At 62.2% G+C, this 21160-nt stretch carries 20 protein-coding genes and 1 pseudogene; 11 read left to right on the forward strand and 10 right to left on the reverse strand.

The window, feature by feature from the left end; genetic code table 11:
• The first annotated feature begins 65 nt into the window (after positions 1 to 65).
• The 5 genes from KTR60_RS00670 to KTR60_RS00690 are packed head-to-tail and all read left to right on the forward strand — an operon-like array spanning position 66 to position 5724.
• Positions 66 to 1256, forward strand: a complete 1191-nt coding sequence (locus KTR60_RS00670; protein ID WP_007735955.1) for a lipid-transfer protein — start codon at positions 66 to 68, stop codon at positions 1254 to 1256.
• 42 nt (positions 1257 to 1298) lie between these two features.
• Positions 1299 to 1730, forward strand: a complete 432-nt coding sequence (locus tag KTR60_RS00675) for an SRPBCC family protein (RefSeq protein ID WP_030535858.1) — start codon at positions 1299 to 1301, stop codon at positions 1728 to 1730.
• 7 nt (positions 1731 to 1737) lie between these two features.
• The gene (locus tag KTR60_RS00680) at positions 1738 to 2613 is read left to right on the forward strand and encodes a MaoC/PaaZ C-terminal domain-containing protein (RefSeq protein WP_007735959.1); all 876 of its coding nucleotides are present in this window, start codon (positions 1738 to 1740) and stop codon (positions 2611 to 2613) included.
• Positions 2614 to 2654: 41 nt separating this feature from the next.
• Positions 2655 to 3521 (forward strand): SDR family oxidoreductase, encoded by an 867-nt coding sequence (locus KTR60_RS00685; protein ID WP_007735961.1) that lies wholly within the window; start codon positions 2655 to 2657, stop codon positions 3519 to 3521.
• 4 nt (positions 3522 to 3525) lie between these two features.
• Entirely contained in the window at positions 3526 to 5724 is a 2199-nt protein-coding gene (locus KTR60_RS00690) for an acyl-CoA dehydrogenase (RefSeq protein ID WP_030535855.1), read from the forward strand.
• A gap of 19 nt (positions 5725 to 5743) precedes the next feature.
• On the opposite strand, the gene KTR60_RS00695 is transcribed toward KTR60_RS00690, so the two are convergent.
• The 4 genes from KTR60_RS00695 to KTR60_RS00710 form a co-directional block, all read right to left on the reverse strand.
• On the reverse strand, positions 5744 to 7156 hold the full coding sequence (locus KTR60_RS00695; RefSeq protein ID WP_228401657.1) for an amidase: 1413 nt from the start codon (positions 7154 to 7156) through the stop codon (positions 5744 to 5746).
• Between the two features lie 90 nt (positions 7157 to 7246).
• On the reverse strand, positions 7247 to 7405 hold the full coding sequence (locus KTR60_RS00700; protein ID WP_228401659.1) for a hypothetical protein: 159 nt from the start codon (positions 7403 to 7405) through the stop codon (positions 7247 to 7249).
• A gap of 144 nt (positions 7406 to 7549) precedes the next feature.
• Positions 7550 to 8200, reverse strand: coding sequence for a sterol desaturase family protein (locus KTR60_RS00705; protein WP_020968076.1), 651 nt, complete (start codon positions 8198 to 8200; stop codon positions 7550 to 7552).
• Positions 8197 to 8919, reverse strand: a complete 723-nt coding sequence (locus KTR60_RS00710; RefSeq protein WP_042920615.1) for a FadR/GntR family transcriptional regulator — start codon at positions 8917 to 8919, stop codon at positions 8197 to 8199. The genes KTR60_RS00705 and KTR60_RS00710 overlap by 4 nt, the downstream gene beginning before the upstream one ends.
• Positions 8920 to 9075: 156 nt before the next feature.
• Between KTR60_RS00710 and KTR60_RS00715 the strand changes: the two genes are divergently transcribed.
• Together KTR60_RS00715 and KTR60_RS00720 are read left to right on the forward strand one after the other, a co-directional pair.
• Positions 9076 to 10098, forward strand: a complete 1023-nt coding sequence (locus KTR60_RS00715) for an ABC transporter substrate-binding protein (protein WP_228401661.1) — start codon at positions 9076 to 9078, stop codon at positions 10096 to 10098.
• Positions 10095 to 11108, forward strand: coding sequence for an ABC transporter substrate-binding protein (locus KTR60_RS00720; RefSeq protein ID WP_003944194.1), 1014 nt, complete (start codon positions 10095 to 10097; stop codon positions 11106 to 11108). The genes KTR60_RS00715 and KTR60_RS00720 overlap by 4 nt, the downstream gene beginning before the upstream one ends.
• A 12-nt stretch (positions 11109 to 11120) precedes the next feature.
• Here KTR60_RS00720 and KTR60_RS00725 read toward each other — a convergent pair whose 3' ends face one another.
• The 4 genes and pseudogenes from KTR60_RS00725 to KTR60_RS00735 form a co-directional block, all read right to left on the reverse strand.
• On the reverse strand, positions 11121 to 12245 hold the full coding sequence (locus tag KTR60_RS00725) for an amidase (protein ID WP_267132994.1): 1125 nt from the start codon (positions 12243 to 12245) through the stop codon (positions 11121 to 11123).
• 73 nt (positions 12246 to 12318) lie between these two features.
• Positions 12319 to 12570: pseudogene (locus tag KTR60_RS29165) on the reverse strand (amidase family protein); the annotation flags it as partial.
• A 33-nt stretch (positions 12571 to 12603) separates the two neighbouring features.
• Positions 12604 to 13866, reverse strand: a complete 1263-nt coding sequence (locus KTR60_RS00730; RefSeq protein WP_003944182.1) for an amidohydrolase — start codon at positions 13864 to 13866, stop codon at positions 12604 to 12606.
• A 13-nt stretch (positions 13867 to 13879) separates the two neighbouring features.
• A complete protein-coding gene (locus KTR60_RS00735) occupies positions 13880 to 15088 on the reverse strand; it encodes an MFS transporter (RefSeq protein ID WP_003944173.1) in 1209 nt (402 codons plus the stop codon).
• A 99-nt stretch (positions 15089 to 15187) separates the two neighbouring features.
• Here KTR60_RS00735 and KTR60_RS00740 point away from each other — a divergent pair, with 99 nt between their 5' ends.
• Positions 15188 to 16222 (forward strand): Lrp/AsnC family transcriptional regulator, encoded by a 1035-nt coding sequence (locus KTR60_RS00740; protein ID WP_003944192.1) that lies wholly within the window; start codon positions 15188 to 15190, stop codon positions 16220 to 16222.
• Positions 16223 to 16225: 3 nt separating this feature from the next.
• Here the strand turns inward: KTR60_RS00740 and KTR60_RS00745 are convergent, their stop codons facing one another.
• The gene (locus KTR60_RS00745) at positions 16226 to 16939 is read right to left on the reverse strand and encodes a TMEM165/GDT1 family protein (protein ID WP_003944171.1); all 714 of its coding nucleotides are present in this window, start codon (positions 16937 to 16939) and stop codon (positions 16226 to 16228) included.
• A gap of 294 nt (positions 16940 to 17233) precedes the next feature.
• Entirely contained in the window at positions 17234 to 17761 is a 528-nt protein-coding gene (locus tag KTR60_RS00750) for a hypothetical protein (RefSeq protein ID WP_003944138.1), read from the reverse strand.
• Between the two features lie 165 nt (positions 17762 to 17926).
• Between KTR60_RS00750 and KTR60_RS00755 the strand changes: the two genes are divergently transcribed.
• From KTR60_RS00755 to KTR60_RS00765, 3 genes are all read left to right on the forward strand, one after another.
• The gene (locus tag KTR60_RS00755; RefSeq protein ID WP_042453224.1) at positions 17927 to 19276 is read left to right on the forward strand and encodes a DUF1254 domain-containing protein; all 1350 of its coding nucleotides are present in this window, start codon (positions 17927 to 17929) and stop codon (positions 19274 to 19276) included.
• 156 nt (positions 19277 to 19432) lie between these two features.
• Complete coding sequence (locus tag KTR60_RS00760) at positions 19433 to 20005, forward strand: HdeD family acid-resistance protein (protein ID WP_003944155.1); 573 nt, start codon at positions 19433 to 19435, stop codon at positions 20003 to 20005.
• Positions 20006 to 20009: 4 nt separating this feature from the next.
• Positions 20010 to 21158 carry an AI-2E family transporter gene (locus KTR60_RS00765; protein ID WP_042453218.1) on the forward strand — a complete coding sequence of 383 codons (1149 nt, stop codon included), beginning with the start codon at positions 20010 to 20012 and terminating at the stop codon, positions 21156 to 21158.
• Positions 21159 to 21160: the final 2 nt, after the last annotated feature.

The raw sequence follows: 21160 nt of genomic DNA on the forward strand, positions 1-21160 counted from the left end.
GATGTCTCACATACTTTGGTGGGACAGCGTGTCACACACAGATACCGTTCTCTTCAGGAGTGGCAATGAGTAACAGGGTTTTTGTCGTCGGCGTCGGCATGACGAAGTTCGAGAAGCCGGGAGCCCGCGAGTGGGACTACCCCGACATGGCACGCGAGTCGGGTACCAAGGCGCTCGAAGACGCGGGTATCGACTACACCGAGGTCGAGCAGGCATACGTCGGCTACGTCTACGGCGAGTCCACCGCAGGTCAGCGCGCTGTCTACGAGCTCGGTCTGACGGGTATCCCCATCGTCAACGTCAACAACAACTGTTCGACGGGATCGACCGCGCTCTACCTCGCCACGCAGGCGGTCAAGAGTGGTCAGGCCGACTGCGCACTCGCGCTGGGCTTCGAGAAGATGCAGTCCGGGTCCCTCGGATCCACCTACGACGACCGCGAACAGCCCCTCATGCGGCACCTCCTCGCTCTCGCCGAGCTGCAGGAGTTCGCGATGCCGCCCGCTCCGTACATGTTCGGCGCGGCCGGCGTCGAGCACATGGAACGCTTCGGAACCACTGCAGAGCAGTTCGCGAAGATCGCCGTCAAGAACCACAAGCACTCACTGAACAACCCGTACGCGCAGTTCCAGGACGAGTACACCCTCGAGCAGATCCTCGAAGCACGCCAGATCCACGGGCCGCTCACCAAGCTCCAGTGCTCGCCCACCTCGGACGGATCCGGCGCGGCGATCATCGCCAGCGAAGCATTCGTCGAAAAGCACGGGCTCGCTGCTCAGGCGATCGAGATCGTCGGACAGGCCATGGTCACCGACATGAACAGCACTTTCGAGGACAAGAGCGCCATCAGCCTCGTCGGCGCAGACATGACCCGCAAGGCCGCCGAGAAGGTATACGCCCAGGCCGGGATCACCGCCGACGACGTCGACGTCATCGAACTCCACGACTGCTTCTCCACTAACGAGTTGCTGACCTACGAGGCGCTCGGACTGTGCGCCGAAGGTGACGGCGGCAAGCTCGTCGACGCCGACGACACCACCTACGGCGGACGCTGGGTGGTCAACCCGTCCGGCGGCCTCATCTCGAAGGGCCACCCCCTCGGAGCAACAGGCCTCGCGCAGTGCGCCGAACTCACCTGGCAGCTCCGCGGAACCGCGGACAAGCGTCAGGTCGACGGCGCGAAGGTCGCCCTCCAGCACAACATCGGACTCGGCGGTGCAGTTGTCGTGACCGCATACAAGCCCTACGCACGCTGAATCAAACCCTCAACCCGCTAGCTACCCACTAGGAGTTTCATCATGGCTTCCGTTTCCGTCTCCGCTGTACTGCCCGCATCCCCCGAGAAGACCTGGGATGCGCTCTCCGACCTGTCGCGCTGGGAGGAGTGGCTCACCATTCACCAGGGCTGGAAGAGTGAACTCCCCACCGAGGTCGCGTTGGGCGCCAAGTTCACCGAGGTCGTCTCCGTGATGGGTATGGCCAACAAGATCGAGTGGACCGTCGAAGAGGTCGAGGTTCCGAAGATGGTCAAGATTGCCGGTACCGGAATGGCCGGCGTCACCGTCGAATTCATCCTCTCGGTCGAGGCCGACGGTGCGGGTTCGAAGGCAACCGTCGACGCCAGCTTCAAGGGCACCATGATCGTCGGGCCGATCGGCAAGGCAGTTGCCAAGAACGCCAAGGCTGATCTCGAGGCCTCGCTGGCCAAGTTCGCCGAGCTGGTCGGGTAACGGCTCGATGACGACACCGAAGACCAACGCGGTCGAATTCGATACGTCCGGGCTGGACGTATGGACCGATCCGGAGCACTTCGAGGTGACAGCCGAGCGCATCGCCGAATATGCCGCTGCCACAAACGACCCCATCGAGCGGCACCTGAAAGGCGAGATCGCTCCGCCGGTCTTCGCGGTGGTACCCGTCTTCATGTCGATGGCACCCGCTGCGCTGTCGGTGGCGCCGGTCGAACTGCTGATGAAGCTCGTTCACGGTGAGCAGGACTTCCTGTTCCACCGTCCGATCTACCCTGGCGACCATCTGATCGCTCGCGCCAAGCCCATCGGCTTCGAGGGCCGGGACAACGGGTCCACCGTCGTCATCTACGTCGAAACCAAAACCGACAAGGGTGAATTGGTCAACGAGCAATGGATGACAGCGTTCTTCCGCAAGGTCGACGCGGGCCCCGGACTGGGCGAGAAGGCTCCCGAACACCGATTCGACGACGCTCTTCGCGCTGGTAGTCCCGCAGCGGTGGTGAACCAGCATATCGACGAGGACCAGACGTTCCGATACTCACCGGCTTCCGGCGATCCGATGCCGATCCACCTTGACGAAGAGATTGCTCGCATGTCCGGTCTCCCCGGAATCATCAATCACGGACTGTGCACGATGGCGTTCACGTCATGGGGAGCCCTGACCGAACTGGCAGGCGGCGAGACCGAGCGGTTACGCCGTCTCGCAGTGCGATTCGCGAAGCCTGTGCTCCCGACCCAGGACATCGAGACGGTGTTCTACAAGTCGGGTTCGGCAGACGGAGCCACGTCGTACTCGTACGAAACCAGCGCGGTCGGTGACCTGGTCATCAAGGACGGCCTCGCGGTCATCGCCGACAAATGAGTCTTCATGTCCGACAATTGAACTGATGGGAATTTGAACTGATGGGAAGTCTCGACGGTCGCGTAGCGATCATCACCGGAGCAGGACGCGGCATCGGCCGTGAGCATGCGCTGCTCTTCGCTCGTGAGGGTGCGAGCGTCGTGGTCAACGACCTCGGCGGCGCAAACGACGGTTCCGGTGCAGATGCCGGCCCCGCGCAGCAGGTAGTCGACGAGATCGTTGCCGCAGGCGGCAAGGCCGTTGCCAACACCGACAACATCGCCACCTGGGACGGTGCCGAGGGCCTCGTCAAGCAGGCCGTCAGTGAGTTCGGCCGACTCGACGTCCTGGTCAACAACGCCGGCATTCTTCGTGACGCCTTCATCGCGGGTATGGACGAGAGCCAGTGGGACGCAGTCATTGCCGTGCACCTCAAAGGGCACGCAGCGACACTGCACCACGCTGCCGCATACTGGAAGGACCAGAGCAAGGCAGGCGAGACCGTCAACGCTTCGGTCATCAACACTGCTTCGGCTTCGGGTACCTTCATGCCCAATGCGGGCCAGGGCAACTACGGTGCCGCCAAGGCGGGCATCGCAGCCCTGACGTTGGTGGCCGCTGACGAGCTCGATCGATACGGCGTGCGCGTCAACGCAATTGCGCCGATCGCGCGTACTCGACTGACGCTGGCGACACCCGGTATGGGTGCGCTCTTCGCGGCCGAGGTCCCCGAGGGTGAATTCGACGCGTTTGCGCCGTCCAACATCTCGCCGCTCGTGGCCTATCTCGCGGCGGCGGACTGCAAGCTCACCGGCAAGGTGTATGCCGTTCAGGGTGGGGCCATCACGGAACTCGCCGGCTGGCACGGTGTGAACACCATCGAGAGCGAGGGTCCCTGGACCACCGCCGACCTCGCAGAACGACTGTAAGCGCATGGCACGCAACGCATACGAACTCGGTCTCGGGCTGAGTGAGGAGCACACCGCGCTTGCAGATTCGGTGCGCTCCTTCGCCGAGCGCACCATCACCACCGAGCAGGTGCGCGCGGCCGTGGAGTCGCGGACCGAGGACAAGTTCCCCCAGTTCTGGACGGCACTCGTCGGGCAGGACCTTCTCGGGCTCGCGGTTCCGGAAGAGCAAGGTGGTCACGGCGCCGGCCTGCTGACCTTGGCAGTGGCACTGGAAGCATTGGGCCGCACAGTCTCTCCCGGCCCGTTCGTTCCGACGGTATTGGCAAGTGCCGTTCTCGGTGTCGCCGATTCCAAGGCGGGACCCGAGTTCCTGCCCGGTCTGATCGACGGAAGTCGTACGGCAGCAGTCGCCTTGGGTGCACCGTTTGCGGCCGAGTCGTCGGACGGTGGGTACAAGATCACGGGCGCACTCGACGGTGTGCTCGGTGGTGAGCACGCCGACGTACTGCTGGTTCCGATCCAGTTGCCCGAGGGCGTTCGCTACGCGGTGCTCGAGAGCAGCGCAGTCGCGATCACCGTTCAGGACAGCATCGACGTGCTGCGCGGTAGTGCGCGGATCGAAGCTGACAATGCTCAGATCAGCGCCGAACGGATACTCGACGGTCTCACCGAGGCGCGGGTACGGTCCATTGCCGCAGTCGTTCTCGGCGCCGAAGACGTCGGCGTCATGTCCTGGTGTGTTTCCACTGCGTCGGAGTACGCCAAGACACGCGTGCAGTTCGGGCGACCCATCGGCCAGTTCCAGGGCGTCAAGCACAAGTGTGCGCAGATGGGCATTGCGCTCGAGCAGGCACGCGCCGTTGTGTGGGATGCGGCAAGCGCATTGGACAAGGGCGACGACACGGCAGATTTTGCCGCCGACATCGCCGCAGTCATCGTGCCGGACGCCGCAGTGCAGGTAGCGCAGGACTGCGTGCAGGTTCACGGCGGCATCGGATTCACGTGGGAGCACGACGCACACCTGTACTACCGCCGCGCGCTCTCGATCCGCGGCATTCTCGGCACCCGCGAGGATCGAGCCAATCGTGTTGCGCAGCAAGCACTTGACGGTGTCAGCCGGGCTTCGGTTCTCGAACTGCCGCCGGAGGCAGAGGAGATCCGCGGCGGCATCGCGGCCGAGCTTGCCAAGTTGGTCGAGCTCGACGAGGACGACCAGCTGATCGCGCTCGGCGACGGCGGCTGGGTTCAGCCTCACCTGCCGAAGCCGTACGGGCGCGGCGCCGCTCCGCTCGAGCAGATCGTCATCTCCCAGGAAATCAAGGCTGCCGGTATCTCGATGCCGCAGCTTCTGATGGGAACGTGGGCAGTGCAGGCCGTCGTGGCACATGGTTCGGACAAGCAGAAGCAAGAGCTGGCCGTGCCTACCCTGCAGGGTGAGCTGGTGTGGTGCCAGCTCTTCAGCGAGCCCGGTGCTGGTTCCGACCTTGCGTCATTGTCCACGAAGGCCGAAAAGGTCGACGGCGGTTGGAAGATCACCGGTCAGAAGATCTGGACCACGGTTGCGCAGTTCTCCGACTGGGCAATGCTGATCGCCCGCACGGACGCCACCAAGCCGAAGCATCAGGGCATCACCTACTTCGTGCTCGATATGTCGACACCGGGCATCACCGTCCGCCCGCTGCGTGAGATGACGGGCTCGGCGTTGTTCAACGAGGTGTTCCTCGACGACGTGTTCATCCCCGACGAGAACGTGGTCGGTGAGGTCAACGACGGGTGGAACGTCGCCCGGACGACGCTGGCCGGCGAGCGCGTCGCGCTCAGCCAGAAGATGGAGGCGTACGCCTCGGACTCCGATCTGCTGAAGTTCGCGAAGTCGGCAGACCTGAGCCCGATCGGACGCTACCGTGTCGGCGAGCTGGTTGCGGAGAGTCAGGCGATCGATCTCATCGGTTCCCGCGTTGTGCTCAAGCAACTTTCGGGAATCGACGTGAGTACGACGTCGAGCGTCGGCAAGCTGTTGGCGATGAAGATCAGCCAGTCGATTGCCGAGTTCGTCGTCGCCGAACTGGGTGCTGCCGGAGCGGTCAGCATCCCAGGTCAGCCAAGCGACAAGGCGATGGAGCAACTCATTTCGGGCCGTGCCACCACCATCTACGGTGGCACAACCGAGGTGCAACTCAACGTGATCGGTGAGCGCATGCTCGGATTGCCGCGAGACTGAGGGTATTTACCGGCGAGGCTCAGTCCTGGATTCTTCTCCAGGGCTGAGCCTCTTCCAGTTCGAAGGCCAATTCGAGGAGCGTGCGCTCGTCGCCGAGATCGGCGGAGAAATGCGCAGCCAACGGCAAACCATTGCTGGTCTGATGCATCGGTAGCGAAATCGCGGGACCTCCGGAGATGTTGTTCAGTGGCGTGAACGATGTGTACGCGATCAGCTTGTCGAAGAGTTCCTCGAAAGGCTGAGCGGGAGAGAGGTATCCCAGCTCGGGGGTGGTGTGCCCCAGGGCCGGCGAGAGCACGACGTCGTACTTCAAGAACATGGCGCTGTATTGCTGCTGGAGCCGTCGCAGACGATAGAGCACGCGCGGCGTCTTCACCAGGTTCTTCCGGTACAGCGTGTAGAGGCCCTTGGTGAGATTGTCGGTGCCGGACTTGTCGAAGTCGGGTCCGAGCATTTGTTTGCCACCGGTGGAGATGGCAAACGACAGAAAGCCCCAGTAAATGCTGAAGTCGTCGATGAATTCGGGGCCGACGGGCAGTGCTGCGTCCTCGACATGATGGCCAAGGCTTGCAAGGAGTTCGGCCGTAGCTTCGACGGACTTGCGCGTCTCGTCGTCCGTCTTGGTGACGGTGACGGAATCGGCGATCACGCCGACGCGCAGGCGGGTTGAGCTGGGTCCTTCGATCAAGCGAACCGGTGCGAGTCGCGGATTGCGGTAGTAGTTCTCAGCCGCAGACATCCATCGTGCAGAGTCGCGAACAGTGCGAGTAACGGCGCCCTGGGCGATCAACCGGATCGGCATCGACTTGTCGGCCGGATCGGCGATGGTGCGTCCGCGAGTGGGTTTGAGTCCGACGAGTCCGCAGGCAGCGGCGGGAATGCGAATCGATCCACCGCCGTCGTTGGCGTGCGCGATCGGGAGTACGCCGGCAGCAACAAGCGCGGCTGCGCCTCCCGAGGAAGCGCCCGACGAGTACGCCGGATTCCACGGGTTGTGGACGGGTTCTTCCGTCATGTATTCGGTGGACGCACTGAATCCGAACTCGGGCAGTCGGGTCTTGCCGATCGAAATGGCCCCGGTGGAGAGGAACTGCTTCGCGAAATCGCTGTCGGCTTTGGCGGGGATCGCGGTGAAGGCGGTACTGCCCTGCTGGGTGGGAAGGCCGGCGCTGTCGGTGTTGTCCTTGATCGCGGTGGGGACACCGGCAAAGACGCCCTTGGCGGGCCGGTTGCTCCTGGCGAGGGCACGATCGAAATCAGTGCAGGCCAGACCGTTCAATTGCCCCTGCACTGCCTCGGCGCGGGCGATTGATGCCTCCATGACTTCCCGTGCGGTCACCTCGCCTGATTCGATCCGGGCGGCGACGCCGGTGGCGTCGAGGTCGCCCAGGGCGTCGTCGGTGAAAGCGTGGATGGGGGTGTTCGCGGTCATGGGGATCCTTGTCAGGCGGAGGCACTCAGGTCGTCCGTCCAGCATATTGGACGGACGACCCCTGAGTGGCGCTATCTGTGGATTGCGGTATCAGCTACCGAAGATCGTCACTGCATGCTCTGCTGCCTGCGGCGCCTGCTGGAACACTCCCTGTGGGATGAACTGCTGCGGAATGAACTGCTGGGGGCCCAACTGCTGGAAGTTCGTGACCATCGGGTGGATGACGTTGTTGAATACATCGTTGAACATGTGTTGTGTCCTTCGGTTACAGCGTTTTTCGAACTTCTGACTCCATCGACACTAAGCACGGTTCTGACGAGTTTCAACGAAAATTGCTGATACACAGGCAAGTTCAAGTTCATTGCCAGCTGGGGGCCAGGAATCGGTCTTCCTTCACAGCTTGGACGCTGCGCCGTGCAGGTTCTTGGCTGTCGGGGAGGTCTCGACGGATTTGGGATCGGGGTACGTGCCCAGTACTCGATCGGCAGTTCCCGCGGTGGTGACGGTGAACCAGTAGTGCTCGTTCTTGAAGTGGTGGTTGCGGTGGTTGCGCCAAACTGACCGGTAGAGAGCAGTTTTCGGCTTGTAGTCACTGTGGATGAGGAAATGTGTCCACTCGTAACCGAGGCCGAGCACGGAAATGCAGGTCAGGAACGTCAGACCGAGTTCGACGCGGGGAAATGCCAGGAGGGCGACGGCTGTCAGAACGGGAATCACGATCAGGAGCGTCTGCCACGGGATGAAGATGAGTGAGACGGTTCGCGGCGCAAAGTGGTGTTCCCGATGGCTGCGCGCCAGCCGTGAATCGAGTGTGACGCCGGCAATGGTTCGTGGCTTCCAATGAAGAACGAAGACGTGAATGATCCACTCCACGAAGGGGAATGCGGCAAGCATCACGAGCGGAACGAGGGCGTCGGTGATCTGCCAGTTGCCCACTGCGATGCGCGCCGCCGCGGCGGCCAGCAGCATGGTGCCGATCATCCACGGCGTCGGTGACTTGCGGAACGTCCGTGCGGCATCGGCGAGAGTGAGAGGCTTGCTCATGGTTTCAGTCCTTCCAGGAAGGTGAGAGCGTCGCCGATTGCCGTCGTGCCGGTGTGAAGGAGCTGTGCGGCTGACGTCTCGGCAGTTGGCTCGTCGTGTGAAGTGATGGCGGAGGCCAGTTTTCGATACAGGTCGGTCTGGCCGACTTCGGCGACCATGACGGATGCAAGTGCAGTCATAGCCGGCTCGTATGCAGCCCGAAGGCTGTTGAAGATCAAACGGAAGGCAATGGAATCTGCGCTGTCGACGACGACGTCCCAGAACGCCAGAGCGCGGTCTTGTAACTCCACTGGATCTTCGGTGGCGCCTAGTTGATCAACGGCCGTGTCGAGTTCTCGGGCGGATTCCGCGGAGATGCGACGGGCGGCCAGCACAGCGATCTGCGGTCCCATCAACTCGCGAGTTTCCAGGACGCTGCGCACCACGCTCAGGTCGGGGACGCCGTCGCGCACCAGCAGCTGGGGGAGAAGTTCGGGTCCGGCCTGGCGTCGAAAATCGCGCACCGACGTGGACTCGCCCTGGCGGACCTCGACGAGTCCGGCTTGGGCGAGCTTCTGAATTGCCTCGCGGACTGCGGGCCGCGAGACGCCGAATGCCTCGGCGAGCTTGCGCTCGCTGGGTAGTGCCTCACCCGCAGCCAGCTCTCCGGCCAGCACTTTCACCGATATCTGATCGAAGACTGCGCCGGAGGCCGAGGTACGTGCAACGGGTTGGAACATGTACCGACCTTAAGCGCTTGCTGGTGAGAGGTCAAGTGGTATTACCAGTTGAGCACTGGCGTGAAAGAGATACCCTTTGGCCAACAAGCTTTACCGTAACGGCGCAGGTGAGAGTAATTTTAGGCGACCCTAATTCGGAATACCGTCAGGAAGCCCATGACACCTCTCCTGTTACCGACGCTAGACACCGACGCAGAGTTCGCTCGCATCACCGCGGCCTTGACCCGACGCGGCTTTCTGGGCGGAAGTGCCGCCGCACTGTCCATGCTCGCCCTTGCCGGATGCAGCAGTGAGGACGGCGGTGACGGTGCGGAAGGCGAAACTCGGACGGTGCAGACGCATTACGGACCCGTGGATGTTCCCGTCAATCCGCAGCGCATCGTCGCCGTCTCCTACAACACCCCGTGGCAGTTGCAAGCCGTCGGCGCCCGACCCGTCGCGACGCTCGACTACAGCGCGTACATCGACCAGTTCACCCCGACACAGCAGAAGTTCATCGACGGCTTGTCCACGGTGGGGGTTTTCCTCGAGGTCAACCGCGAAGCCGTCGTGGCTGCCGCGCCTGATCTCATTGTCGGCGATGCGTACGAGATCGACGAGGACATGTTCCGCGAGCTCTCGAAAATTGCTCCGACAGCGGTGTATTCGGGCACGAACCGATCGGATTGGCGCGCTGTCGCCGAGGGTGTCGCAGACGCGGTCAACAAGGGTTCGGCATTGACGTCGAATCGCGAGAAGTATCAGGCGATGCAAGAGCGAATCCGCACCGAATACGCCGCGCAGCTTGGCGAGAATCGGTGGGCCCAGGTTGCTATCGGTGGTTCGGAAGGGCACTTCTCCATCTTGTATCCAACCGGAGTGACCGGCGCGATGCTCGCCGACCTGAACGTGACCCGCGGCGAATTCATCCCGGACCTGCGCCCAGCCACCGGCTTCGAAGCCTTCCCGCTCGAACAACTCGAAATGCTGCGGGACGTCACCGTCGTCATCTACCCGAAGCAGCCGAACGGAACTGATTCTGCAGGAATGAAATCCGTCTTCACCAGCCCGCTGTGGAGCCGCATTCCGGCAGCAGCTTCGGGCCGGGTATTCGGAATCAGCACTCAGGTCACCGACTACGGCACTGCAATCAACTGGCTCAACGAACTCGAAACCGGCGCTTTGGAGGCACTTTCATGACATCACTTCTATTGCCCACCGCTGACACCGATGCCGAATTCGCTCGCATCACCGCAGCACTTACCCGACGCGGTTTCCTCGGAGCCGGTGCCTTGGCGGGGATCGGATTGCTCACGGCCTGCGGAACCAGCTCCGGTGAATCGGCCGAGGGTTCGATGCGCACCATCAACACGGCTCTGGGGCAGGTGGAAGTGCCCACCAACCCGCAACGGGTGGTCAGCGCCGATTACTACACGGGCCCCGCGATGTTCGACGCCGGGTTCACACCGGTCGGATTGCCGGTCGACTACGAGAACGCCGACGGCGTCCCGGAACCCTATGCGTCCGCTCTGCGGTCTCTCCCGAAGGTGGGACGCTGGTACGAGCCCAACGCCGAGGCGATAGCGGCTTTGTCTCCCGACCTGATCGTGATGACCAACCTGCTGTCGGAGAACAACCCGGATCTTTACGAGCAGATCCGGTCGATCGCACCGACCGCGGTTTTTGCCGAGGACGGGCAGTACGCATGGAAGGAGCGCGCCTTCGGAGTCGCGGACGCGCTGAACCAGAGCGCGAAGGTTCAAGAGTTGGCAGATCGGTACGAGGCGCGGATCGCCAAGTTCCGCAGCGACAACGCTGATGTGCTGAGCAAGGTGAAGGTCGTCTACACCACGTACTTCGAGGAGAGTGGTTTCTCGCTGTACTCGCCGACCAAGTATCAGACGACGGTCATCAGCGAGGCCGGGTTCCAGTTCAACGACCGTTCACTCGCAATTCCCGCCGGCAGCAACGAGTGGTTCCCGAGGGAGCAGTTGGAGCTACTCGACGAGGCCGACGTCATCATCACGAACAGTGGCAAGGGCCCCATCAACGAGAAGTTGGCGAACGACACCATCTTCCAGCGTCTGCGCGCCGTCAAGAATGATCAGGTGTACTCGTTCGACTACGAGGGCGTCGCGTCCTTCGGTTGGGCCCTGACATTCCTCGAGCAGTTCCAGCCGATCGCTGAGGAGATCAGAGCCAAGCTCTGATCTCCTCAGCAATCAAGAGGACGCCGGCGTCACCACATTCAGCTTCGGTTGATGCTGGTCGGTGTATGCCCACGGGCGGATCTTCTCCAGTGCTTTGCCGATCCGGAACACGGTCGGTTCGTCGTACGTATGGCCGACGATCTGGACGCCCGTGGGAACGCCGTTGTGTGCGTGTCCACTCGGCACCGCCAATACGGGGCACCGATTGGCGACGTTGAACGGCAATGTGAGAAGTGCTTCGGCGGTGGTGTTCACGTGCTGACCCGCCACAGTGAGGCCGTCGAGCAAAGACTCGCCTGCCGGGAAGGCGATGGTGCCCGAAGTCGGGCAGATCAGCGCATCGAATGGAGCCATCGCCTCGGCGAGCTCTCGTTGCATTTGGGTTTCTTTGCGAAGGCCGTCCAGAAATGACATTTCCGCAGCGCCCTTCGACGTGATCGCGACGTTGTCGAGCGTGTAGTCGGCAAGAAGATCACCGTGGACGCGAGCAACTTCCGCGACGGATGCACCCATGATCGTTCCGAAATGGACTTTCACCGCTGCTGCCATCGAATCACGAGTCCACGGCAACTCGATCTCCTCGACGATCGCGCCGGCATCGACCAACGACTGTGCGAGAGCCCGTGTGTTCGCCTCGATGTCAGGTTCGATGGGGAAGTCACCGAGCCGCAGGCACAGGGCAATTCGCATTCCCTCGACCGACGGGTACTCGTGTGGCAGCGTGATCGCCGGCCTCAGGGAAGAATGGTCACGCGGATCCGGCCCGATCAGAACGTTGGCCAAAAGAATTGCGTCGTCGACAGTTCGGGCCATCGGACCGTCGCCACGGTAGGAATCCATGGACAGCGGGGCGACCCCGGCGATACGCCCGTACGATGCCTTGAGGCCGACGGTGCCGGTAAAGCCTGCCGGGCCTCGTGTCGACCCGCCGATATCGGATGCTGTTGCCAGAGTAGTAGTTCCGGCGGCGAGTGCGGCGCCCGCACCTCCGGATGAACCTCCGGGGCTGTAATCGAGGTTCCAGGGATTGCGGGTCACGCCCCACAAAGGAGAGTGTGTGAACGCCGCGACGCAGAATTCCGGTGTCGTCGTGCGTGCGTGAATCAGGCCGCCTGCTGCCAGAACTCGGTCGATCACGGGTGCGACCCTGGGCGATGTTGCCGCGCCCTGCCAGAGAGCCTTCGGTCAGCGACTTTCCGGCAATAGCGTGTTTTTCCTTGGCAGCTACCGGAATTCCCTCCAGTGGCCGCGGGTCGGGTCCTTGGCCGCGATACCGGCTCTCGGCATCCCGGGCGCCTGCGAGTGCCTCGTCGAACATCTCTTCGGTGAAGGCATTGATGTGAGGTTCGAACTTCTGAGTTCGGTCGATGATTGCCTGTAGCAGTTCGACCGGAGACAATTCCCGCGCGCGGAAGTGAGCAATGGCTTCGGTGGCGCTGAGGTAGTGCAGTTCGTCTGACATGACGTTATCTCCCTGGGACAGTATGTGTGGGAATCACGCGCTCCGCGCAAGGGCTCCCAGCGCGGCCGCGGTCATGGCTGTGACACCTTCGGGTAGGGCCGCGGCGGGATCTGGGGCGAAGCGCGGCGAATGATTCGACGGCGTGCCGGGTGGTATCCGTCCCTCGGCGAGCGCGGCAAGGGCGGTTCCGTCGAAACTTTGAAGTGCCGTTCCGCCGAAATGCCAGAATACGGAGGGGCATTGGGCGGCAGTGCCGAAGATGCCGAAGTCCTCGCTACCCGAAAGTGGTTGTGACAGAGTATGCATTCCCAAGCCGGCCTGTCGCAGGTCGGACATCACCGTGGACGTGGCGTCCGGAGTGTTGACCGTGGCTGGAAAGCTGTTGTACGCATGAACGTCCGGCGCGTCGGTGGCGCCTGCCCCGTCAGCTTCTGCGCGAGCGATCCTGCCCACCGATTCGAGCATGTGATCTCGCGACGATGCACTGAAAGTTCGCAGGCTGAGTAGCAGTTCGGCGTCGTCGGCAATGATGTTCGCAGCTGTGCCGGCGTGCAAGGCTCCCACCGTGAGCACCGGTGCTGTCGGGGTTGCCGCTTCATGAGCCACCAGACTTTGAATGCGCAGCGCGAAAGACGCTGCCATCAACAAAGGGTCGATGCATGCGTACGGTGAGGACGCGTGTCCGCCACGGCCGTGAAAGACCACTCGTATCGTGTCGGATGCTGCCATCAAGATGTCGGGTTTGCTGACCAACATCCCCGCCGGAGTCGGGCCTACGTGCTGTCCCAGGCAGAGGTCCGGTCGCGGGAAGCGGTCGAAGATTCCGTCGTCGACCATCGCACGAGCGCCGGAGCCGGTCTCCTCAGCAGGCTGGAAGACCGCGACAACAGTCCCGGTGATCGATGTCGGATCCGCGGAAAGTGCTGCGCACGTGGCAAGTAGCGCGGTTACGTGGACATCGTGGCCACACGCATGCATGACTCCATCAGTTCTGGAGGCGTAGGACAGCCCGGTGTCTTCTGCCACCGGCAACGCGTCCATGTCGGCGCGTAGCAGGATCACCGGACCGCTGCTCCCTTCGAGAACACCGACGACACCCGTACCGCCGACCCCGACCGTGACGTCCCAGCCACCGATTCGCCGAAGTTCCTCGGCAACAATTGCGGCGGTGCGAGTTTCGTCGCCGGACAACTCGGGGTGTGCGTGTAGGTCCCGGTAGAGCTCGAACCAGTGCGGCTCGACGGTTCGCAACCGCGACGGGTCTCCGAACTCGAGATTCGAAAGCAGTTGATTCATGGTTGATCTTCTTTCAGTTGGCGGTTTTCAGTTGCACCAGGTTCAGCATCTTTTCCCGGGTTTGTGGTGCTGCCATGACCGCGACGATCGCCACGACGGGCCCGAGTGCGAGCGATACGAACGCCGCTGACCAGGAGAGATGGTCCACGATGAATCCGAATACCAACGGCGCGACTATTCCGGCGACCATGCCGCCGAAAATGATCATCGACGAGGCTGCTCCGACCACCGACGAAGGCAGGCTACGAAGCGGAAGTGCAAAACACGGCATGAAAGCGAAAGAGGCAGCGGCAGATCCGAGGGTGACGAGAACGACGAACAATGCCGTGTTGGAGACGAAAGGAATCGAAACGAGCATCACGATGCACGCGAGCATGGACGGCACCACGACGACACGACTGTTGCCAGCCAGTCGATCGGAGATTCGCCCGCCGATGACGGTGGTCACGGCGGCCACCACGGTAGCCGGAATCAGAAGGAGGCTTGCACTCGAGAGGGCGATTCCACGTTCGTCATGGAGGTAGGACGGAACCCACGACGACATCCCCCAGATCACGAAGTCGTATCCGAAGAACATCAAGGCGAAGAGCCACATCGCGCGGGAGCGAAGTACGGTGCGCATGTTGTCCCAGGAGGAATCCGGACCGTGGTCGTTCTCCGCCGGAAGTGCCGGCGGGAGCCACAACTTGATGCTGACGAGCGAGAGTACGCCGAGCGCCGCGACGGCCAGAAACATTCCACGCCAGCCGATCAACGGGAGAAGTGCTGCCGCAACAACGATGGCGAGAAGCGTACCGACGGCGTTGGAACTGTTCATCCATCCTGTGGCAGTGGCACGTTGCTCCGGGATGCTCCGCTCGGCAACGAGCTTTACTGCAGCTGCCGGGAACACGCCCTGCGCGAGACCGAAGAGAAAGCGAACAATCAGAAGCGTCCCGAACGACCAGGCAAGGGCAGTGAGGCCGGTGAAGACACTCCACGCCACCAACCCGATCAGAGCCATCCGAACTGCGCCGTATCGATCGGCGAGCAGTCCACCAGGCAGTTGGGCCAGCGTGTATGCAATGAAGAACGTGGAGATGATCAATCCACGCTGGGAGTAGTCGAGATCGAACTCCTCACCGAGCAAGGGGAGAGCGAGGTTGATCGCCAGCCGATCTATGTAGTCGATCGCGTACGCGACGAACAGCAACGCGACCGTGACTTTGGTGGAGCGAAGCACTGGGCCTCCAAGTGGTGAACCTGTGAAGTGATTCACACATCTTTGGCAAACAGGCAGGGATCACCGACCAGAATGCAGTAATCCGGCAATACTTGGCCGATGAAGCCGGAATCCGACACATTTGTCATCGCGGAATCTGATCTGGAGATCATCAATGCACTTCAGCTCAACCCCCGCGCGTCGTGGACGCAGTTGTCGTCAGTGCTCGACCTGGATTCGACGACGATCGCCCGCCGGTGGCGTCGCCTCGTCTCGAACGGTCATTCGTGGGTCAACGCGGTCGCAATCGGTCGAACCCACATATTCGGCTATCTCCTGATCAGGACCACACAGGATTCCGTTGCCGACGTGGGGGAGCTGTTACGTCAACTCTCCTGTGCCTATCTGTTGGCCAGGACGGAAGGCGAGTACGAATATTTCGTCGGAGTCGTGGCCGCCGACCACAAGAGTTTGGACGCCTTGGTGTGTGAGCACCTTGCCGCCGATCCTGGAATTCTGTCGATCAGAAGCCGGGTCGGGGTGAAGGTGTACCGGGACGGGTTCAGCTGGGAGCCGGGCGCTCTGGGGCAAGCGGGTCGGGCTCAGCTGGCAACGGCATCGACAAAGGGCGCTGCGGTGCCGGCAGATCCGACAGAGTTCCGCGAGTCCGACGGTGCACTCTTGGAGGCGCTCGGCCGTGACGGACGTGCCAGCTACGCGCGCCTCGCCGCGATTTGTGGAACGAACGAGACTGCGATTCGACGGCGCTTGGCCCAACTGACTGCGTCGCAACAGTTGATTTTCCGCTGCGATGTCTCGCAACAGGCTGTCGGTTCACCGTTCGAAGTGATCTTCGACGTCGCTGTGGACGGTTCCACCGACGAACTCGGCAATCTTGTGTCGAGTTGGCCGGAGATCAGATTGTTGGTGGCGACCACCGGAACAGCGAACATGTTGATCAGCGTGTGGCTGAGCAGCCTCGCGCAGAGTCTTGTCGTCGAGGATCGCCTCCGTCGAATCGGTAGTGTGCGGATCCTTGATCGACGTGTCTCGTTGTACCCGATGAAGCGATTCGGACAGCTGCTCGGACCAAGCGGAGTGGCAGAAGGTCATGTGCCGGTCGCGATTTGGGGTGCCGGCGACCTTCTTCGCTGAGCGTCAGTCGATCGGCGTCCGATTGTCGTCGACGAGGTGCGTAGCGGAGTCGGTCGCACGGGAGCGCTTCCAGATCATCCGAGCCAGTGCGCCCAGCACGGACACGGCCAGGACAACGCAACCGCCGATGATGCCGGCCGACGAGTCCGGGAAGATGCCCTCGAGCAGCAGCCAGACACCGAAGACGAAGAACAGCACCGCGGCGCCGATCTTGATGAATCCGTCCGGAAGGTGCTTGCCCAGCACCGAGCCGACGATGATGGCGAGAGCGTCGGCCGCCACCATGCCTACCGTCGACCCGATCCAGACGCCGATCCAGTCGTTGTCGGTCGCAAGGGTGATGGTGGCGAGCATGGTCTTGTCGCCGAGTTCTGCCAGGAAGAAGGCCGAGGCGACGGCGATGAAGGCGGATCGCGTGACGCGACCGGCCTTGTTCTGCTCGTCGTCGGTGAGATCGTCACCGCGCAAGGTCCAGAGGCCGAAGATCAGGAAAGCGATACCGCCGACGATGGAAATCGCCGCGGTGGGGAGGGCGACGCCCAGGTAGTGGCCGACGGCGACCGAGACGAGGTGAACAAGGGTGGTGGCGACGGTGATTCCGCCGAGGACGACCCACCAGCGATAGCGCAAGGCAAACGTCATTGCCATCAGTTGCGACTTGTCACCGAGTTCTGCGACGAAAATGACGCCGAAACTCAAAAGTATTGCGGCAAGCAAGATTTACTCCTCCGGTCGGTGTAGGTCGGAGGAAAAATGCGAGCCTCCGGCCTGGGCAGGCGCAGTGGGTGCGCTTGTCCGGCCGAAGGTCTCGCCCACCGAGGCCACAGGACCTTCGGTTCGCCAGGCCGGGTGCTTCGCGATCCGCACCAGGCGGAGCGCGTCGAACCAGTATGTCGACACGGGCGATTGGGGGCTACTCCCCTTCGTTGCTGCCCACGTTAGCGCGCCTGAAACGAATTGGCAAAGCGCACAGCAAGTTTGGGAGTCCGAACTTATCGCTTACCGGGGCCGTCACGAGGCGAGGAGCATGGCTAAAACAGCGGTGTCGGGATCGCTGATCGGATCGATGCCGACACGACTGATCATGGAGACGACTGTGCCGTCCGGCTCAGCCTCGACCCACGCCGCACGATGCTCCAAACCCAGATAGGGAAGGCCTGGCAGCAGTACACACCCCGACGCGCTGCCCTCGCATTCCGGCAGGCTGGGCGTGGTTTCCGACGGTGGGTGCAGCATGATCAGCGCCGGTGGCTGATGGTCGGAGAAACGGCCGGGTGTCAAGGCGAAATCGCCGAGTACCGGACCTTCGGCGACCACCAGACCGACGGTGCCCGGCTGCGGATCTTCGGGAACGTCTTCACGGACCCCGAAGACCGTCGTGGTCGGCAACAAACCTGGCATCGAGGCCACGCGGACAGCCAATGCGAGAAGCTGCGCCCACTCCTGGGTGGTGTCCGGCCAACGACCGGAAATGACGAACCCCTGCAAAGACCCAGCGGCTTGGAACGGAGAAATGCCTATTGCTTCGTTTCTGTTCATTTCTGTTCCTCCCTCGGTGCTGGGGCAAATCTCGGGCAGACGCGCATGCGTCGGTCCGGCACACCTCGTTGGGTAATCGAAATATGCACCCATTCGGTACTGGCACACAAGAGAGGGAGAGTGCCAGCCAGGTTTGCGCTGGTGAGGGCGGTGGTATGCGCAGACATGACTCTGTCGAAGAACCGTTCTCGGCTGGAAGACCTGGCAACGCAGGCGTGGATCTTCGGATATCCCCTGTTGATTGCTGCGGTATCGCGGGATGTCATGACGGCGGTGCCTTCGCCGGTGGCGATGAAAGCCCCGCTCAACCAGTTCGCCTACGCGCGTACGACGCCGGATGCGACCTTCACCGATGTCGTCTCACCCAACGCGGACACTCTCTACTCGTCGGGGTGGCTGGACGTCTCGACGGAACCGCAGGTGCTCTCACTGCCGGACTTCGGCACGCGGTACTGGCTGGTCCCCATCCTCGACGCGTGGAGCGACGTGTTCACGGTGCCGGGATCTCGGACAGTCGGGCGGACCGGGGGACCGTACCTGGTGGCCGGGCCGAATTGGAAAGGCAACGTGCCCAAGGGTTTGACGCTGCTGCGGTCTCCGACGGCGATGAACTGGATAGTCGCCCGCTACGCGACGTCGGGGGGAACGGACCTGACAGAAGTGCACAGCCTGCAGGACCGGACGCGACTCACTCCTCTGTCGGAGTGGACGGGTGACCCGCAGGACTACACGCCCGGTGAAATGCCGGTGAACCCTGCCGTCGACACGCGGACGCCGCCGGTGGACCAGGTGGCCGCCATGGACGGCGAGGCATTCTTCACCAGACTCGACGCACTTCTCGACGACAATCCTCCGCGTCCGGAGGACACCGAGATGATGAAACAACTGTCCGACATAGGAATCGGCTCCTCCTTGCCCTGGAGGTCGCGTCCGCAGGAGGTACGTGATGCCCTCGATCGAGCTGCGCGAACCGGTATGGACGTGCTGAGCGAGATCGCCGAAGAGGCCGAGGGCAGTCCGAAGAACGGCTGGACGATGCACCGCGGCTTGGGACACTACGGAACCCATTACGCTCAGCGGGCCCTGATCGTCTGGCTCGGTTTCGGGGCCAATCTCGACGCTGATGCCGTGTACCCGCATGCCACGACGGACGTCGACGGGAAGCCGCTGACCGGGGCGAAGAAGTACGTCCTGCACTTCGAGAAGGACGAGCTGCCACCGGTCGAGGGCTTCTGGTCGCTCACGATGATGAACGAGCGGCAGTTCTTCGTGGACAACCCGATCGACCGATACGCGATTGGCGATCGAAGCGATCTAGTGTTTGCCGACGACGGTTCCCTCGACATCTATCTCCAGCACGAATCCCCTGGTGGTGAGAAGGAGCGGAACTGGCTGCCGGCTCCGTCCGGCGACTTCAACGTCTTTCTGCGCCTGTACTGGCCGAAGGCGGCAGTGCTGTCGGGATCGTGGACTGCGCCCGGTATTCGAGAAGCAAGTATTCGAGAAGCAGGCTGAAAGTCCCCTCGCTTCGTACCCGAAGAGCACAACTCGGTATCAGCCGCGCGTTTCGATGGGCGGAAAGGTCACAAGAGTCATACGATCTGTCGGTATTGCCCTGTTTGAAGAGCTGTTGAATCGGTCAGAGACACCCGCTTGTTTCGGAGGCTACTGATGGTCACGCAGAATCCGTTCGTGCAGTACGGCAAAGAGATCTGGTGGATGATCCTGATCCGCGGAATCTTCGGCGTGATCTTCGGAATCATCGCGCTCGTGTGGCCGGGAATTACCGTGGTGGCCTTGGTTTTCCTGTTCGGTATCTACTCCATCGCCGACGGTTTGATCACGATAGTTCGCGCCATTCGGGACCGCGAGCATCTGAGCTCGTGGGGTTGGTGGGTGTTCACGGGCGTCGTCTCGGTCGGAGCCGGCATCGTCGCGCTGGTCTGGCCGGGCATCACTGCGCTGGTGCTGCTGTACATAATTGCCTTCTACGCCATCATGTTCGGAATCTTCGGAATTGTCGGCGCCTTCAAGATGAAGGCGCTGCCCGGATCCAGTTGGGGATGGTTGCTCGCCGCATCGGTGCTTGCTGTCATCTTCGGCATCATTCTTCTCATCGCGCCCGGCGAAGGCATCATCAGCCTCATCTGGTTGTTGGGTTGGTACGCAATCCTGTTCGGCCTCTTCATGATCGTGGGAGCATTCCAGATCAGGAGCCGGGCAAAGGAAGCCGGTGTTCTCTAAGCCGGTGTTCTCTAAGAAGGGAAAGCCGGCCGTCGAGGCTCCCACTCCGATCCCCACGCTGTCCGGTAGTGAGAACTGGTCGATCCCGCGCGGTTTGATCGTCCTGCTCGGTATTGCCGCCACCGTGGTCGCCGTCGGCGGAATGAAGGTGTTCGGCGGCATCCTCGGACCGGTATTCCTGGCCCTGGTGCTGACGATTGCCGTTCAGCCCATTCAGGATTGGTCACAGCGCCGAGGGTGGCCCAAGTGGGTCGGGATGCTCGGTTCATTGGTCACCGTGTACTTGATCCTGCTCGGGTTGGCGGCGTCGTTGATCGTGTCGACGGCTCAGTTGGCGACGATCCTGCCGCAGTACTCCGAGGAGATGACCAACCTCCTCAACGAGGGCCGCGACAAGTTGGCCGACTTCGGAGTGAGTACCGAACAGATCCAAAGCACGCTCAGCAGTGTCGATCTCACGAAGGTTGTGGGCGTACTCGAAAGCGGGCTGGAGGGCCTGCTCGGCATCCTGTCGGATCTGGTGTTCATTCTCGCGTTGTTGCTGTTCATGGCCTTCGACGGCATGAGCATCCGCTCGCGGTTGCATGTGTTGTCCGAGCAACGTCCCGAAATCTCCTACGCGCTCTCCACCTTTGCCGCCGGAACTCGCAAATACCTGGTGGTCTCGACGGTCTTCGGCCTCATCGTGGCGGTACTCGACGGTGGCGCGCTGTGGCTCATGGGCATTCAGCTGCCCGTCCTGTGGGCGTTGCTGTCCTTCATCACCAACTACATCCCCAACATCGGGTTCGTCATCGGCGTGATTCCACCGGCGCTCCTGGGACTGTTGCAGGGCGGGCCGTGGCTGATGCTGTGGGTGATCGTCGTCTACTCCGTCATCAACTTCGTGATCCAGTCCATCATCCAACCCAAGTTCGTCGGCGACGCCGTCGGACTGTCGGTGACGATGACGTTCCTCTCACTTGTCTTCTGGTCGTGGGTTCTCGGGGCGCTCGGAGCGCTGTTGGCGATCCCGCTCTCGTTGTTGGTGAAGGCCGTCCTGCTCGACATCGACCCAGCCACGCGCTGGGCCGACATCCTGATCAGTGGCCCTCGGGACATGCCGAAGGAGGAACCCGAGGAGTCTGAGAAGCCGGCCACGCCCGCAGGCTAGGG

The organism is Rhodococcus sp. C1 (assembly GCF_020809065.1).
GTDB classification, from domain to species: domain Bacteria; phylum Actinomycetota; class Actinomycetes; order Mycobacteriales; family Mycobacteriaceae; genus Rhodococcus_F; species Rhodococcus_F qingshengii.